Source organism: Mycobacterium asiaticum, assembly GCF_001673315.1.
Classification (GTDB): Bacteria; Actinomycetota; Actinomycetes; order Mycobacteriales; family Mycobacteriaceae; genus Mycobacterium; species Mycobacterium asiaticum_B.
The window spans coordinates 110113-124054 of the sequence record NZ_LZLQ01000124.1; the positions used below are offsets into that span (position 1 = coordinate 110113).

Consider the following 13942-nt stretch of genomic DNA (forward strand, 5'->3'; position numbering starts at 1 on the left):
ACTCTAACGACCGAGCTATCTACGGAGCCGAATCCTCCACCGAAGGAAGCAGGCGTAGAACACCGACAGCCCGGCAAGCATGCCCATGTCGGTCAGCCAGCTCTTCGACGTGTGATCCCAGAACCGGTCTTGCGGCACCAGCGAGCCCGGCACCAGGTGCCGCAGATCGACCGTCGAAGCCGCCGCCGCGTAGCCCCAGCGTGCCGGCATCGCGAACGACAGCTGGTTCAGCGCGAGCCTGCCAGTCACCGGCACCATCCCGCCGCACAACACGAGTTGCGCCATCACCGTCACCACGAACAACGGCATGATCTGCTCGCTGGAGCGCACCAGCGACGAAATGGCCAGGCCGAGGATGGCCGAGGCGACGCAGGTCGCGGCGACGGTGGTGAACAGCTCTACCGAGGCGCCGAGCGTCGAATGGCCCATCAGCACGGCGCCCCGCGTCGGTGCGCTCTTGCCGACCACCACGATCGCGGTGATGATCGCCGACTGCATAATCGCGAACCCGCAATACACCAGCGTCTTTGCCAGCAGGTAGGCCGTGGTGGACAGCCCGACGGCCTGTTCGCGCTGGAAGATGGCCCGCTCGCCGACCAGGTCGCGGATCGTCAGCGCGGTTCCCATGAACGCAGCGGCCGGCAGCAGCAGCGCCAGGATCTGGGCGGCCTCGTCCGGCGTGCCCGCGTTGGGCCCAGGAGCGCGAAATCCGTTGCTACCCGGCACTGTCAGGGACAACGAACCCAGAATGAACGGCAGCAGCGCCAGGAAGACGAAGTAGGCGCGGTCGGCGACCACCAGTCGAACCTGTCGCCGCGCGATGGTGGAGATCTGGCGGCGCACGCTGGTATGCACCGGCGCGCCGAGATCGGCGGGCTCAGCGGCCCCGGCGGGCGGCTGGCGCAGGTTCTGGGCTTCGGTCTGGGCCAGGAAGCGTCGGTTCGCCTCGTCCGGGTCGGCGCCCACCTGGCTGAAGATTTTGGCCCAGTTGGTGGTGCCCATCGCATCGCCGATCTGGTCCGGCGGGCCGCAGTAGGCGGTCTTGCCGCCCGGAGCCACCAGCAGCAGCTGATCGCAGGTGTCCAGGTAGGACAGCATGTGCGTGACCACGATGACCACCCGCCCGGCGTCGGCGAGCTGGCGCAGCATCGTCATGACCTGGTGGTCGAGCGCCGGGTCCAGGCCCGAGGTCGGCTCGTCGAGAATCAGCAGCGATGGTCCGGTGAGCAGCTCCAGCGCGACCGAGGCCCGCTTGCGCTGGCCCCCGGACAGCTTGTCGACCCGGGTGTCGGCGTGCTTGGTCAGGTCAAGCTCCTTGAGCACCTGGGTGACTACCCTGGCCCGGTCGGCTTTGCTGGTATCGGGCGGCAGCCGGAGTTCGGCGGCGTATCCCAGGGCCTGGTTGACGGTGAGCTGGCGGTGCACGACGTCGTCTTGGGGGACGATTCCGATCCGGCTGCGCAGCGAGGCGTACTCGGCGTGGATGTCATGGCCTTCGAAACTGACCGAACCCGAGCTGGGGCGGGCATACCCGGCGATGAGCCGGGCCAGTGTGCTCTTGCCTGCACCCGAGCCGCCGATCACGGCGGTCAGCGTGCCGGGTCGGGCGACCAGGGAAATGCCGTCGAGCAGCCGTTTGCCGTTGTCGACGGTGTAGTTGACGCTGCGTACTTCCAAACCGCCTGTGCGAGTCTCGGTTTCGCGGCGCGGGACGAGGGTGTCTTCGCGGAACTCCAGGTCGACGTTGCCGATGGTGACCACGTCACCCTTGGACAGGATCGCCGATCCCACCCTGGTGCCGTTGACGAACGTCCCGTTGATGCTGCGGTCCTGGATCTCGGTGCCCAGCGGGGTGTCCCGCAACACGGCGTGCTGACGGGAGGCCAGCACATCGGAGACGACGATGTCGCTGTCGTTGGCCCGGCCGATCGTCTGGGTGCCCGACGACTTCGCGGTGCCGGTGGCCCCAGATGAGCGGGGTGACAGGATCCGCACCATCCTGGTGGCCAGACTCGACACGTCGGCGGACCTGATGTCGATTTCGGTCATCTCCGCCGGTTCCGGCCGGATATTGGCCTGGATGTTGGACTGGATGTTGGACTGGATGTTGGACGAAGTGATCTCCTCCGGCGGCGCTGGCGGCACCGCCCGACGCCCCGGACGCCGTGGGGTCGTTCGCGTCGGCGCGGGATGGACCCGTCCTCGCGGGGGACGGGTCGCAGGGCGCGGAGGTGGTGGTGGGACTGTGGACCAGGCCAGCGTGGGCGGACCGCTGTCGTGCGCCGTTCTGGGCTTGGCGACGGGCGGGCGGGTCGTGGCGCCTCGTTGCTGACCGATCTCGAATGTCAGTCGCGGCCCGGCCGGGTTCCCCACGTTGATGCTTTGCCCGTCGTGGATGTCGACCACCGGCATCCGGTAGCCGTTGACGTAGGTGCCGTTCAACGAGCCGTTGTCGATCGCCAGCCACCGCCCTTGGTCGAACCGCAGCACCAGGTGCGCCCGGGAGATACGCGGGTCCGGGATGCGTAGGTCGGCGTGTAGGTCTCGTCCGATGATCACCTCGTAACCGGGGGCGAACGAAATCTGTGTACCGTCGTGCCGGATGGTCAGCGCGGGAGGGGCTGGTCGACTCACCAGAACAGTATCCGTGCACTTTCTGAGTGTGCTCTGTGTGACGCAGCTGTGAGTCCGCTATGTTTCGGCGCGGCCATACATAGCTGCTACACAGCCTGTATCGGCCCAGTGCCCAGCCAACTTCCGGCATCATCGCAAAAGGTATGCACGCGATCTCACGTAGTGCCGAGCCCGAGGGGAGGGATAACGCACATGGACGACCACAGCGGTGCCACCCGGCGCCTGCATGCCGGTCGGCGCCTGCTGCGCGCGAGCTTTCAATCCCTACCTTCGGTGAGCGTCGCTCACCTCCGCCGCCGCGTTCCACCCGTCCGGAGCACGCCCGGGGGCCAGCCCCGACCGGCGCAGGACCGCCAGACCACCCGCGTAGTAGAGGACGCCGAATTGTCCCGTGGTGCGGTGGTCGAGGACGCCGGATTGTCCCGTGGTGCTCCCTTCGCCGGATACACCATCCTGCGGCCGCTCGGCGCCGGCGGAATGGCCGAGGTTTATTTGGCCCTGCATCCCCGATTGCCCCGACGCGACGTGATCAAGGTTCTGGCACAAGCGATCACGGCCGACAGCGAGTTCCGCGAGAGGTTCAACCGGGAAGCTGATCTGGCCGCCACGCTCTGGCACCCGCACATCGTAGGAGTGCATGACCGCGGCGAATTCAACGGCCAGCTCTGGATTTCGATGGACTACGTCGAAGGCACGGATGCGTCCAGGCTGGTCAAAGAGCAGCACCCGCAAGGCATGCCGGCCGCTGAGGTGTGCGCCATCCTGACCGCCGTCGCCGGCGCGCTCGATTACGCGCACGACCGCGGCCTGCTGCACCGCGACGTCAAACCCGCAAACATCCTGCTCACCCATCCCGAGGACGACGAGCGCCGAATCCTGCTGGCGGATTTCGGTGTCGCTCGCCACCTGGGGGACATCAGCGGGATAACCCAGACCAATGTCGCGGTCGGCACCGTCGCCTACGCGGCCCCCGAGCAGCTGACCGGATCCAACATCGACGGGCGAGCCGACCAGTACGCGTTGGCAGCCACGGCTTTTCACCTGTTGACCGGTGCGCCGCCATTCCAGCACCCCAACTCGATCGCGGTGATCAGTCAGCACCTGCACGATGAGCCGCCACTGCTGAGCGACCGCCGACCCGATTTGGCGCACCTCGACGAGGTGTTCTGCCGTGCTTTGGCCAAAGACCCGGCCGACCGATACGAGCGGTGCCGGGCCTTCGCCGCCGATTTCCGTGCGCAACTGCCCGACGGTTGCGACGAAGCTGCGGCGGAGGAGCCCACAGAACGTGGCGCCATCGCTGGGCTGAGGCGCAAGTTTTCGGCGCGTACTCGCATGGCGGCGGCGTTGGTGTGCGCGGTGCTGGTTGCGGTGGCCGCCACCTGGTCGCTGCTGTACTCGTTCGAGCCCGATACCTCCGGTACTCCACAGCCCAAGCCCGCGTTGGCAGCCAGGCCCGCGGCGCCGGAGGCGGCCCCTACTTCCGCGCCGGTCGCAGCTACCGGCATGCGGGTCCTGGACGGGACTTACCGGCTGGATTACAACCGGGCCAAGAAGACCAGCAATGGTCTCGGAATTCGGCACGACGGGTCCAGCACCGATTGGTGGGCATTCCATTCGGTCTGCACGGACAACGGGTGTGCGGCGACCGGGATCCAGCTCGACGCCGCGAACCATCAGATGGCCGGTGCCGGCCAGACCGATGCCTTGCGTTTCGTCGCCGGGTACTGGCAGGGCGCACCGCAGCAGCAGCAGGTTGGCTGTCGCCAGCCGAACGGCCCGGCGGGAGCCACCCAGCAGGAAACGGTCTCCTGGTCGCTCGCGCCGCAGTCCGACGGCACCCTGCGCGGTGTCGAGACCGAGACCGTGCGCAGCAACGAATGCGGCGCGCAAGGGGCGGTGCTCCGAGTCCCTGTGGTGGCTACCCGAGTGGGCGCGGCGCCGTCGGGTTTGACGTGGGCGGATCCGGCGCAGGTACTCAGCGCACCCGCTACGCCGGCCAGCAAGCCGTCGCCACCAGTGCTGGGCGGGGCATGCAACGACGTCGACAAGCTGAGTTACGACCAGACCAGCAACGAGCAGGTCGTGTGCGAGGGCGGCACGTGGAGCAAAGCGCCGATCACCACCGGCGTCCACGCCGCAGGTAGCTCCTGCGACCGCCCGGACATCCCGGTGTTCGCGATGTCGGCATCCAACGACGGCTATCTGATCGAGTGCGACCCGGTGACCCGGGTGTGGTCCCGGCACAGCTGAATTCCCGTCGCGAGGGTGCGCAAATGGAGAGCATCACGCCGCGACGCGCGGATTCTCCACACTTTCGGCGCACCTAAGTTTCCGCCGCGACGAGTTTTTTCAATTACCGAGTTGGTTGACCCGTGCGTTGATAAATTGCGTCGGCAAAGGGGGTCGTCGGCGGAGGAGGCTCGAATGTCGTTGATGGTGGCTGCGCCCCAATTGATGTCGGCTATAGCGGGGCAGTTGGCCGGGCTTGGCTCCGCCTTGAATGCGGCCAACCTCAGTGCCGCCGCCACCACGACAAACCTGGTCACCGCTGCTGCTGACGAGGTGTCCACGGCGATCGCGGCGTTGTTCAACGCGCACGCCAGCCAATACCAGGCGCTGAGCGTTCAGGCGGCTACCTTCCATGAGCAATTCGTGCAGACCCTGAACTCGGGTGCGGCTGCTTATGTCACCGCCGAGGCCACCAACGTCCAGCAAACCCTGCTCGATGCGATCAACTCGCCTGCGCAGTCGCTGACCGGGCGCCCGCTGATTGGCGACGGCGCGAACGGCGCGCCCGGGCAGCGCGGCGGTGACGGCGGTGGCGTGCCTGGCAGCGGCGGCGGGGCGCTGAACAACACTTGCAGGGCAGGCACGCTGGACGCCGGGGCCCAGTTCGCCATTCCTTCGGTCCACACCACGGTGTCGCGGGTCAGTTGACCGCTGGCGACGAATTGCCGTAATGCGTTGACCGGGTACGGACCGGCGGGTTGGCCGGCCTGCTCGAAATGGAACAGTTGCTGCGGCGGCAACGGCGGTGGCGCGCCCTGCATCGGCTGCTGCTGCTGCTGCGGTGCAACCTGTTGCGGCTGGGCGTACCCGCCCTGCGCTGCATTGGCCATCTGACTGCCCAGTGCGACACCGAGTCCGGCCTGAATGGCGGACCCGGCGGCGCCGCCGCCCTCGTTCTGCGCCGCCGCCAACATCGCGTCGGCTCGCCGTGCTTGCGCGTAGCGATCGAGGTCGCCGACGTTGTTGAGGAAACTGCTCTCCTCCAGACCACGCGCCACACCGCGGGTCATCGCCTGCTGGATCTCCTCGGGCAACGAGATCGTCATCGTGACGGCGTCGATGCCTAGGCCGAACGCCTGCACGCGCTGGGCGACGAACTCTCGCAGTTTGTCCGAAAGTTCGACTTGCCGACCCTGCAGATCGATGGCACCGAGACCGCTGCCCATCACCATGTCGTTGAAGGCGAGCGCGATGTTGCGGCGGATCAATTCGGTGATCTGATCCATGTCGACGACGCTTTGCGTGCCCAGCACCTGGCGCAGGAACACGGTGGGATCGGTCACCCGCACCACCGTGGTGCCGTTCGCGCGCACCTGCACCATCTTGAAGTCCGGGTCCCGGACGGTGACGGGTTGGGGTGTGCCCCAACGCAAGTCAGGGTATGGGCGGGTGTTGACGTAGTAGACCTCGGAGCGGAACGGGCTGTTGAATCCGTACTTCCAGCCCTGCAGTGTGCCCAGGATCGGCATGTTCTCACTGGTGAGCGTGTAGTGACCGGGAGTGAACTGATCGGCCAACTGCCCGCGATAGACGAACATGGCGCGCTGGCCTTCCCGGACGATCAGTTGCGCGCCGTTCTTGATCTCGTTGTCGTACCGCGGAAACCGCCAAGCCAGCGTGGTGTTCGTATCGTCGAGCCATTCGATGATGTCGACGAACTCGCCTCGGATCATGTCCCGCATGCCCATCGTCTTCTCACCCCTCCTCGGCGGACCGGGGCCGCCGCCACGCCGACGTTGCTCAACGAGCTCGATCGCGGTTATTTGGGCGAATCTTACGCGGCATCGACGCTATCGAGATGGCTTAATTTTCGCCGCGCTCGCCCGCCCGATCTCGCGGATGACGTCGGCGGTGCGCCGCGGCCGCTCGATCATGACCAAGTGTCCCGAAGGGCTGATCGTGAGGTGTTCCGCGCCGAGTGTTTCGGCCAGCCGGATCTGCTGGGTACGCCACCACCGGGTGCGCCAGCCCGTGTGCGCTGTCGCCACTGTCCGCGGCACCGGCGGGAGCGGATAAACAGCCCGCAGTGTGCACAGCTCCGCCGCGAGCTCGTGATAGCCGAGGTACTCCGCGCACAGCGCCAGCGGGAACCCGGGTTCGGTTGCGGCTGCGTGTATTTCGGCGCGAACCCGGGAGTCGAGCCCGCCGGGACGTCTGCGCTGCGCCAATTCGAGACCGGCCCGGCTCAATGCTGTCTGTAGATGCCACCGGCTCAGCAGGGCCACCGCGGCGTTGGCGGCGGCGAGCTTGATCGGTAGCGGCAGCGTGGGAAGCCACCGCCGGTCGGGGGCGATGCTGGAATCGAGCAGCAGCATCGCACGGGTGCGTCGGGGGTACAGGCGCGCGAATGCTTCGGCGTAGAAGCCGCCGACCGAATGCCCCACCACCACTGCGTCCCGGGGGCCTCGTACCGCGTCGAGCACGGCTGAGATCCGGTCGGCCTCGGCTCGGACCGAGAGACGACCGCCCAGCGGTGGCTGGGCCCCCGTCGGGGTGCCGGGCCGGTCGAAGCGCACCACGGTGTGGTCATCGGAAAGATGGGCGACGGTGTCGCTCCAATGCAGCGCGCGGCCTCCGAGCCCGCTGCACAACACCACGACGGGGCCCGTGTGCCCGTCGACGCGGATCTGCACTCGGTAGCCGCCCACCTCGACCTCGAGGCGGTCGGTCATGAGTCCGTTTCGGTGGGCGCGCGGGCGGTGCGCAGTGCGACGTAGATCAACCAGCCGGCGAACGCCACCAGCTCGGCTCGCTGCGCAATCCCGACCACGCCGATGACGTCAGCGCTGTCGATGAGGATCGCCACACCGGTCAGCACAGCGGTCCCTATCAGTGCTCCCAACATGAACCGGCCCAAGCGACGCGTTCGTGGCGCGGCGCCCTCCCGCGAATCGGCCATGACGAAAGCGAACAACGACGCGACCGCGGCTGTCAGCACCACGCCGCTACTCAGCCAGTGCAGCTGATGACCTATCGGCACCGTGCGCGAGCCTTCACGGGCCGCGCACCCGGCATCCGAACTCGGCGCACAAACGAGCCGCCACACGGTGCTGTCGACGGCTGTCGCCACCGCGAACATTCCGAGTGCCCACCATCCTCGTTGGCTCCACTTGCCGCCCCGCAGCCCGACAAGCGCTGCGGCGGTCGCGGCTAGCAGGACCGCCGCCGAGGCCAGGTCGCAGGCACGAAACCACTCGCCGTACGGCTGATCCGCCGCGGCGAGTTCACTGATGTACAGATCGGGATCGGGCAACGTGCGGGTAAAGACGACTTCCAGTACCCAGTTGGAGTACAGGACCGCACCGATCACCACACCGAGGATGACGACCCAGCGCAGCGGCGCTCGTCGCTGCTGGCCGGTGCTCGGCACCAGTCGAGCCCGTTGCGGCACCGCCATAGAGACATCATGCCGCGTGCGGGTGGGCGTGTGGACTAAGCGAGGTCGCTGTCGGCCGGCGCGTACTCGGCGCACTGCGCGACGCCGGTCTGCAGGGCATTGCGAACCAGCTCGGGGTCGGACTCGAATGGTTCGGTCGAGTCGATGAACTGGAGGACGATCTGCACGAACCGATCCGGGTGGTCGCCGTGCGGCATGTGCCCTGACTCCGCCAGGATTTCCAGGCGCGAGCCTGGAATCTGCTGGTGCGCGAGCCGGGCGTGGCTCACCGGGATGATCAAGTCGTCCTCGCCCCAGATGATCTGCACCGGAAGGCCGTTCATCAGGTAGCTGCGGTCGAGCATGGTGACGAATTGACCCTGGGTGTCGACGACCCCGCGCAGCGTGCGTGCGAAGGCGGCGACGGCGCCGGGCTTGCTCAATCCACCGACCAGACGGGGCAGGCTGGCCACGTCGCGGGTGAACCGGGTCGAGCCGACGAGGCTCCCGACGGCGCGGCTGACGAGTCCCATGGCAGGGACCGCGCCCGGCAGCCGCAACATGGAGAGCGCTTCGGCGCCCATCGGCATGGCGGCCAGGCGCAGCGCGATGCTGACGTCTTTGGTCACTCCGCCGGCGCTCACCAGCACGACGCGCTCGACGAACTGTGGGTACTGGTAGGCGAATTGCGCGGCGACGCCGCCACCCAGCGAGTGCCCGACCAAGGTGACGCGGTCGATCTCGAGCGCGGTGAGCAGGTCGCGCAGGCCGTTGGCGAAGGAGGCCAGCGAGTAGTCCGCGCGCGGCTTGTCCGATTCGCCGTGGCCCAGGAAGTCGGGGGCGATGACGGTGAATCGTTGCGCAAGCTTGGCGTGCACCGGTTCCCACGTCGTGGAGCTGTCACCCACCCCGTGCAGCAGCACGACGACCGGGCCGGAACCGGCGATACGGTAGGCGCGGCGGTGGCCGTGGATGGTGCGGAACTGCAGCTTCGGCGCGGTGACATCCCGTACTGGCCGCAGGTGCCGGCGTGTTTGGTTCGCCATGATGTCTGTCCTCTCCCCAGTCTTTCCACCGCCATAGCGGGTGTTGAGACAAGATTCCAGGGCAGACCTTGGGGACTTCTTGGAGAATCCTTGATGCGTGCGCTAACCGGCTCTGACCAGCGTGAACATATTTGCTGGAATCGGAGAATCAGTCGATGGGAGTGAGCGTGAACGAGGTACGGGGGTTCGGGATGCCGCACGGCGACGGGCTGTCCAGGAACTCCACCCCGCCGTTCAGGCTGACCGGGTCCCACCACTGCCGAACCGTCACCGGCCAGGTCCCGCCACTCCACAGTGAGCCGTTGTCGCCAAGCAAGTACGCCGGGCACGTCACGCCGTCGGGGACGCTGCGCGTGACGGTGTGGCGGCCATTGACCAGGGGAGCGTTGAACCCGTGCCCCGGCGACGTGGTGACATGAGCGACACAACCTGGCGCACACGTGGTGGTGATGGTCCAGGTAGCGGCGACGCCATCGGACTCGGTGTAGGCGTAGACGCCTTGCATCTCCGGGACTTCGGCGGCGGCGCTCGGCAGCCTTGCGCTGAACAAAGCCGCAAATGATAACGCGACCGCGGCGACTACCGTCTTCTTTCCCATGCTCCCGCCTTCGGCCGTGAGTTCATTGCCTATGGGCAATGTAGCCAGAGTGTATCGGTAAAATCGCAGCTTACACCCCTGCTCTGGCTGTTTTCAGGTAAACCCCACAGGTCCTCGGCGGGTTTTGATCAGCTTGCGCGAATATCCCGCCAATGTGGCGCCCTTGTCCCGCGAAGGTCCCGCGAAGGTCCCGCGAAGGTCCCGCGAAGGTCCCGTGAAGGTGCCGCGAACCTCCCGCAAACCTCCCCAAAGGTCCCGCGAATATCCCCCGAATGTCCGTCTTGAATGACGCTGTGGGCGGCGCGGCCGTGAATCGGACTCGGGTGACGTGGGGATCACGAACGCTGTCATAGGCTGACGTTGATGCGATTGATCCTGGGTCCGGCCTTGCGGCACGTTTCCGATACGACGGCGTTGGTTTGGGTGCAGACCGAAAACCCGGGCACTGTCGAAATTCTTGGTTGCACGGCGCGGACGTTCGAGGTGCAGGGTTTCCATTTCGCACTCGTCCTGGTGACGGGTCTGGCGCCCGACAGCGTGACCGAATACCAGGTCAGCATCGACGGCACCACGGTGTGGCCACTCGATGACGAGGATTTCGCAAAGTTCCCGCCGAGTGTGATCCGGACCCGCGGGCCGGCCGTTGCGAATCGGCTGCGGGTCATCTTCGGGTCCTGCCGCTACCCGAAAACCGACGACTCGCGCCTCGAGGCCAAGCTGAAGCTCGACGCGTTGGACTGTTATGCCGGGCGAATGGCCGGCTTGCCGATCGACGAATGGCCCGATGCGGCAGTCATGCTCGGCGACCAGCTCTACGCCGACGAGCTTCCACCGGATGAGCAGCGCCGTGTCGCCAACCGCAGGAGGCGACGAAACAAGCGTGGTAGCCGCCCGCCGGACGAGGTGGTCAGCTTCGCCGAATACGAACGGCTGTACCGGCATTCGTGGGGGGACCCGGAAATCCGGTGGTTGATGTCGACGGTGCCGACGGCCATGATTTTCGACGACCACGACATCCGCGATGACTGGAACACCTCGGCGCCGTGGCGCGCCGCGATGGCCAAGGTGCCGTGGTGGCGGGACCGGATCAAGGCGGGGCTGGCGTCGTATTGGGTGTACCAGCACCTGGGAAATCTCAGTCCCGCGGAGCTGGCCGACAACGAGGACGTCCAGCGGCTGCTGAGCGCCGGCGGCGACACCTGGCCGCTCCTTGCCGAACTGGCCGAGCGTGCCGATCGAGAAGTCGACGCCCACAAGGGAGTTCGGTTCAGTTACCGCTGGGAGCTGGGCCGCACCCGACTGATCATGATCGACTCCCGCAACGGGCGGATCCTGGAGCGCGGCGAGCGCATGATGATCGGTGAGGAAGAGTTCTCCTGGGTGGAGTCAAACGCCGAGGAGCGGCCGGATCGCTACGACCACCTGCTGCTCGCAACGTCGGTCCCGTGGTTGATGCCACCGGCGATCGGCGATCTGGAGTCGCTCAACGAGCGGGCCGCGGAGCGCACCGGCAGGCGGGGCAAGTTCGCCGAAAAGCTACGTCAGGGAATCGATTTCGAGCACTGGCCGGCGTTCTACCGGTCATTCGTGCGGCTCGGCGAGATGATCGGCAGGATCGCAGATCATCCCAGCGGCCCGGCAACGATCAGTGTGCTGTCCGGCGATGTGCACCACAGTTACGCGGCCCGCGCTCAACTCGACGGGCTCTCAGCGGACGCGGCGACGGTGCATCAGCTGGTGTGCTCACCGGTGCACAATTACGTGCCGCAGTTCGTCAAACCGGCGTTCATGCTGGGCTGGACTCGACCTGCGGCCGCGGTCACCGCGTGGTGGGTCCGCCGGCGCGGACTTCCCTCACCACCGTTCACGTGGACCAACGTCTGCGGTCCGCTGTTCGGAAACACCATCGCGACGTTAGCGGTCAACGACCGCAAAGCGATGGTGGTATTCGAACAGCCGCGCGGAACAACGGCTTTGGAAGAGGTAGGTCGGGTCTCGCTGAATGCGCACTGATGTGGGCGGGTCACACTAGGAGGCGTGGGTAGCTCGTCATCGAAGTCCGGTCGCTTGAGTCGGGTGCAACAAGAAGCATGGTTGAGCTACATGCGGGTCTACCACCGGCTCGAGTACGAGATGAACCGCCAACTCCAAATCGAATGCGGCTTGTCGCTCAGTGACTACACCGTGCTGAACGCCCTATCCAACGCGCCGCGGCACCGTGCCCAGCTGTCCGGCCTGGCGACGGTGATCGGCTGGGAGCGCAGCCGGCTTTCACACCACCTTCAGCGGATGAGCCGACGCGGTCTCGTCGATCGCGTTGCCTCTGACAGCGATGGCCGCGGAACGGATGTGGTGCTCACCGACCACGGTGAGCACGAACTCGTCGCTGCCGCCCCCAAACATGCGGCTCACGTCAAACGACTCTTCTTCGCAGGCATAGATCGTGATCAGGAGGGTCAGCTCGCTGAGATACTGACCGCTGTCTACGAGTCGGTCCTGCGTGAAGGAACCCTTCCCAAGCCGGAATTCGGGCCGGCGGCTGCTGATTAGCTCAGATTTGTTCCGCACCGCCGTCGACGAACAATTCGGCACCGGTCATGAAGCTGCTTTCGGCTGATGCCAGGAAGAGGACAGCTGAGGCAATCTCGCGGGGACGTCCGACCCGCCCCAACGGCACCTTCGCCGCCTCTGCATCGAGCAACTCCTGCTCAGCACCAGCGGGCGCCAGATCTTTGAGGCCGGGTGTCTCCACCGGGCCCGGCACCACGGTGTTGACTCGAATCCCGCGGTCGGCCAGTTCCGCGGCCCACGTCCGTCCGAACGAACGGATCGCCGCTTTGCTGGCCGCGTACACGCTGAAGGCAGGGGTGCCGTTGTATGCCGCGGTGGATCCGGTCAGCACGATCGAGGCACCGGAGTTCAGCAGCGGAAGCATCTTCTGCACGGTGAACAGGGTGCCGCCGACGTTGATCGAGAAGGTGTCGTTGAAGTTCTCGGCAGTGATGTCACCCAGCGCCGCAAAGCTTCCGCCGCCGGCGTTGGCGAAAATAATGTCCAGCCCGCGCCCGCGAGCCTGGATCGCTGCGGCCACGGCGTCGAGATCCTCGGGGTGCGAGACGTCGCTGCGCAGCCCGGTCGCGGCGGTGCCGATTGATGCGACCGCCTCGTCGAGGACATTTTGGCGACGGCCGGTGAGAAACACGTGCGCACCTTCGGCCGCCAGGCGCTGCGCGGCGGCCAGGCCGATGCCGGAGGTGCCGCCCGTGACCAGCGCCGTCTTGCCGTCCAATTGACCCATCATCGCTTCCCTTCATTGCTTGCGTGTTGCCGACGCACCCTGCAACATGCGTGACGTTTCACCTATTCCCGGGAAATTCGATCTCGCGCGTCCCTGCTGCCCTCAGCACGTTCTTTGCAAGACGAGGGCCCGTGCCCTCAGCGCGTCACTTGCAGGACGAGGGTTCGCTACCGACGCGACCACATTCTGCGGAACCTGCCCCCGCGTTCTGCGTTCGAGGCGGAAGCCGGGCCGGAAGTTTGCGCGGGTTCGGTGTGGACTGTCAACACTTCGGTGTAGTCGCATTCGACGACCACCTTGCGGAACCCAGCGCCACCACCGGCCACGGCGCGGCGTTGATATTCCGTGAGCAGTTCGAGGGCTATCGGGAGGACGGGCACGGGCAAGGTGTCCGATCCGACTACCGCCCATCCCCGCGCCCACGGCGGCTCGGCTGCCGACATGAATTCGACGCGTACGCGCTGCCACCCGACGGGTGCCGCCTCGCGAATGTGGTTGAGAGCGTCCTCGATCAGCGATCGGTCGCCGGCGTCACCGCGTTGCGTACCTGTCACATTGACCACCTCATCGGAATTGGGTTGAAGGTTACCCACCAGTCCCGTGAACAACCCGTCGAGGTGGGGCCGAGGGATCGGTACGCATTCTGGGGTCGCCCCGCGCGTGCCGGATCCCTTTGCGGCTGATGCAGTGCGGCTGCT

General features: G+C 66.5%; 11 protein-coding genes and 1 pseudogene. 4 read left to right on the top strand and 8 right to left on the bottom strand.

From position 1 onward, the window contains the following. Positions 1-15: 15 nt before the first annotated feature. On the bottom strand, positions 16-2634 hold the full coding sequence (locus A5636_RS19545) for an FHA domain-containing protein (RefSeq protein WP_081287886.1): 2619 nt from the start codon (positions 2632-2634) through the stop codon (positions 16-18). 192 nt (positions 2635-2826) lie between these two features. On the opposite strand from A5636_RS19545, the gene A5636_RS19550 reads away from it, so the two are divergent. Together A5636_RS19550 and A5636_RS26260 are read left to right on the top strand one after the other, a co-directional pair. Next, on the top strand, positions 2827-4887 hold the full coding sequence (locus A5636_RS19550; protein WP_065160282.1) for a serine/threonine-protein kinase: 2061 nt from the start codon (positions 2827-2829) through the stop codon (positions 4885-4887). Positions 4888-5091: 204 nt separating this feature from the next. Continuing rightward, positions 5092-5283 (top strand): annotated as a pseudogene (locus A5636_RS26260) (PE family protein); the annotation flags it as partial. 35 nt (positions 5284-5318) lie between these two features. Here A5636_RS26260 and A5636_RS19555 read toward each other — a convergent pair. The 5 genes from A5636_RS19555 to A5636_RS19575 all read right to left on the bottom strand — a co-directional run bounded on the left by A5636_RS19555 (position 5319) and on the right by A5636_RS19575 (position 9946). Then, complete coding sequence (locus tag A5636_RS19555; RefSeq protein WP_253900647.1) at positions 5319-6608, bottom strand: SPFH domain-containing protein; 1290 nt, start codon at positions 6606-6608, stop codon at positions 5319-5321. 108 nt (positions 6609-6716) lie between these two features. Beyond that, the gene (locus tag A5636_RS19560; protein ID WP_065160283.1) at positions 6717-7598 is read right to left on the bottom strand and encodes an alpha/beta hydrolase; all 882 of its coding nucleotides are present in this window, start codon (positions 7596-7598) and stop codon (positions 6717-6719) included. After that, positions 7595-8323 (bottom strand): DUF998 domain-containing protein, encoded by a 729-nt coding sequence (locus A5636_RS19565; protein ID WP_065160284.1) that lies wholly within the window; start codon positions 8321-8323, stop codon positions 7595-7597. The genes A5636_RS19560 and A5636_RS19565 overlap by 4 nt, the downstream gene beginning before the upstream one ends. A gap of 35 nt (positions 8324-8358) precedes the next feature. Further along, positions 8359-9348 (bottom strand): alpha/beta fold hydrolase, encoded by a 990-nt coding sequence (locus A5636_RS19570; RefSeq protein WP_065160285.1) that lies wholly within the window; start codon positions 9346-9348, stop codon positions 8359-8361. Between the two features lie 148 nt (positions 9349-9496). After that, positions 9497-9946, bottom strand: coding sequence for a hypothetical protein (locus A5636_RS19575; protein ID WP_065160286.1), 450 nt, complete (start codon positions 9944-9946; stop codon positions 9497-9499). Between the two features lie 363 nt (positions 9947-10309). Between A5636_RS19575 and A5636_RS19580 the strand changes: the two genes are divergently transcribed. After that, complete coding sequence (locus A5636_RS19580; RefSeq protein WP_065160287.1) at positions 10310-11959, top strand: alkaline phosphatase D family protein; 1650 nt, start codon at positions 10310-10312, stop codon at positions 11957-11959. Positions 11960-11983: 24 nt separating this feature from the next. Next, positions 11984-12496, top strand: a complete 513-nt coding sequence (locus A5636_RS19585) for a MarR family winged helix-turn-helix transcriptional regulator (RefSeq protein ID WP_065160288.1) — start codon at positions 11984-11986, stop codon at positions 12494-12496. Position 12497: 1 nt separating this feature from the next. Here A5636_RS19585 and A5636_RS19590 read toward each other — a convergent pair whose 3' ends face one another. Together A5636_RS19590 and A5636_RS19595 are read right to left on the bottom strand one after the other, a co-directional pair. After that, positions 12498-13244, bottom strand: a complete 747-nt coding sequence (locus A5636_RS19590) for an SDR family oxidoreductase (RefSeq protein WP_065160417.1) — start codon at positions 13242-13244, stop codon at positions 12498-12500. 167 nt (positions 13245-13411) lie between these two features. Next, complete coding sequence (locus tag A5636_RS19595) at positions 13412-13798, bottom strand: hypothetical protein (protein ID WP_155763903.1); 387 nt, start codon at positions 13796-13798, stop codon at positions 13412-13414. Positions 13799-13942: the final 144 nt, after the last annotated feature.

Coding starts and splice junctions, on each gene's coding strand:
- A5636_RS19580 (WP_065160287.1), top strand. CDS start 10,310: ATGCGATTGATCCTGGGTCCGGCCTTGCGGCACGTTTCCGATACGACG.
- A5636_RS19550 (WP_065160282.1), top strand. CDS start 2,827: ATGGACGACCACAGCGGTGCCACCCGGCGCCTGCATGCCGGTCGGCGC.
- A5636_RS19565 (WP_065160284.1), bottom strand. CDS start 8,323: ATGGCGGTGCCGCAACGGGCTCGACTGGTGCCGAGCACCGGCCAGCAG.
- A5636_RS19555 (WP_253900647.1), bottom strand. CDS start 6,608: ATGCGGGACATGATCCGAGGCGAGTTCGTCGACATCATCGAATGGCTC.
- A5636_RS19570 (WP_065160285.1), bottom strand. CDS start 9,348: ATGGCGAACCAAACACGCCGGCACCTGCGGCCAGTACGGGATGTCACC.
- A5636_RS19575 (WP_065160286.1), bottom strand. CDS start 9,946: ATGGGAAAGAAGACGGTAGTCGCCGCGGTCGCGTTATCATTTGCGGCT.
- A5636_RS19590 (WP_065160417.1), bottom strand. CDS start 13,244: ATGGGTCAATTGGACGGCAAGACGGCGCTGGTCACGGGCGGCACCTCC.
- A5636_RS19560 (WP_065160283.1), bottom strand. CDS start 7,598: ATGACCGACCGCCTCGAGGTCGAGGTGGGCGGCTACCGAGTGCAGATC.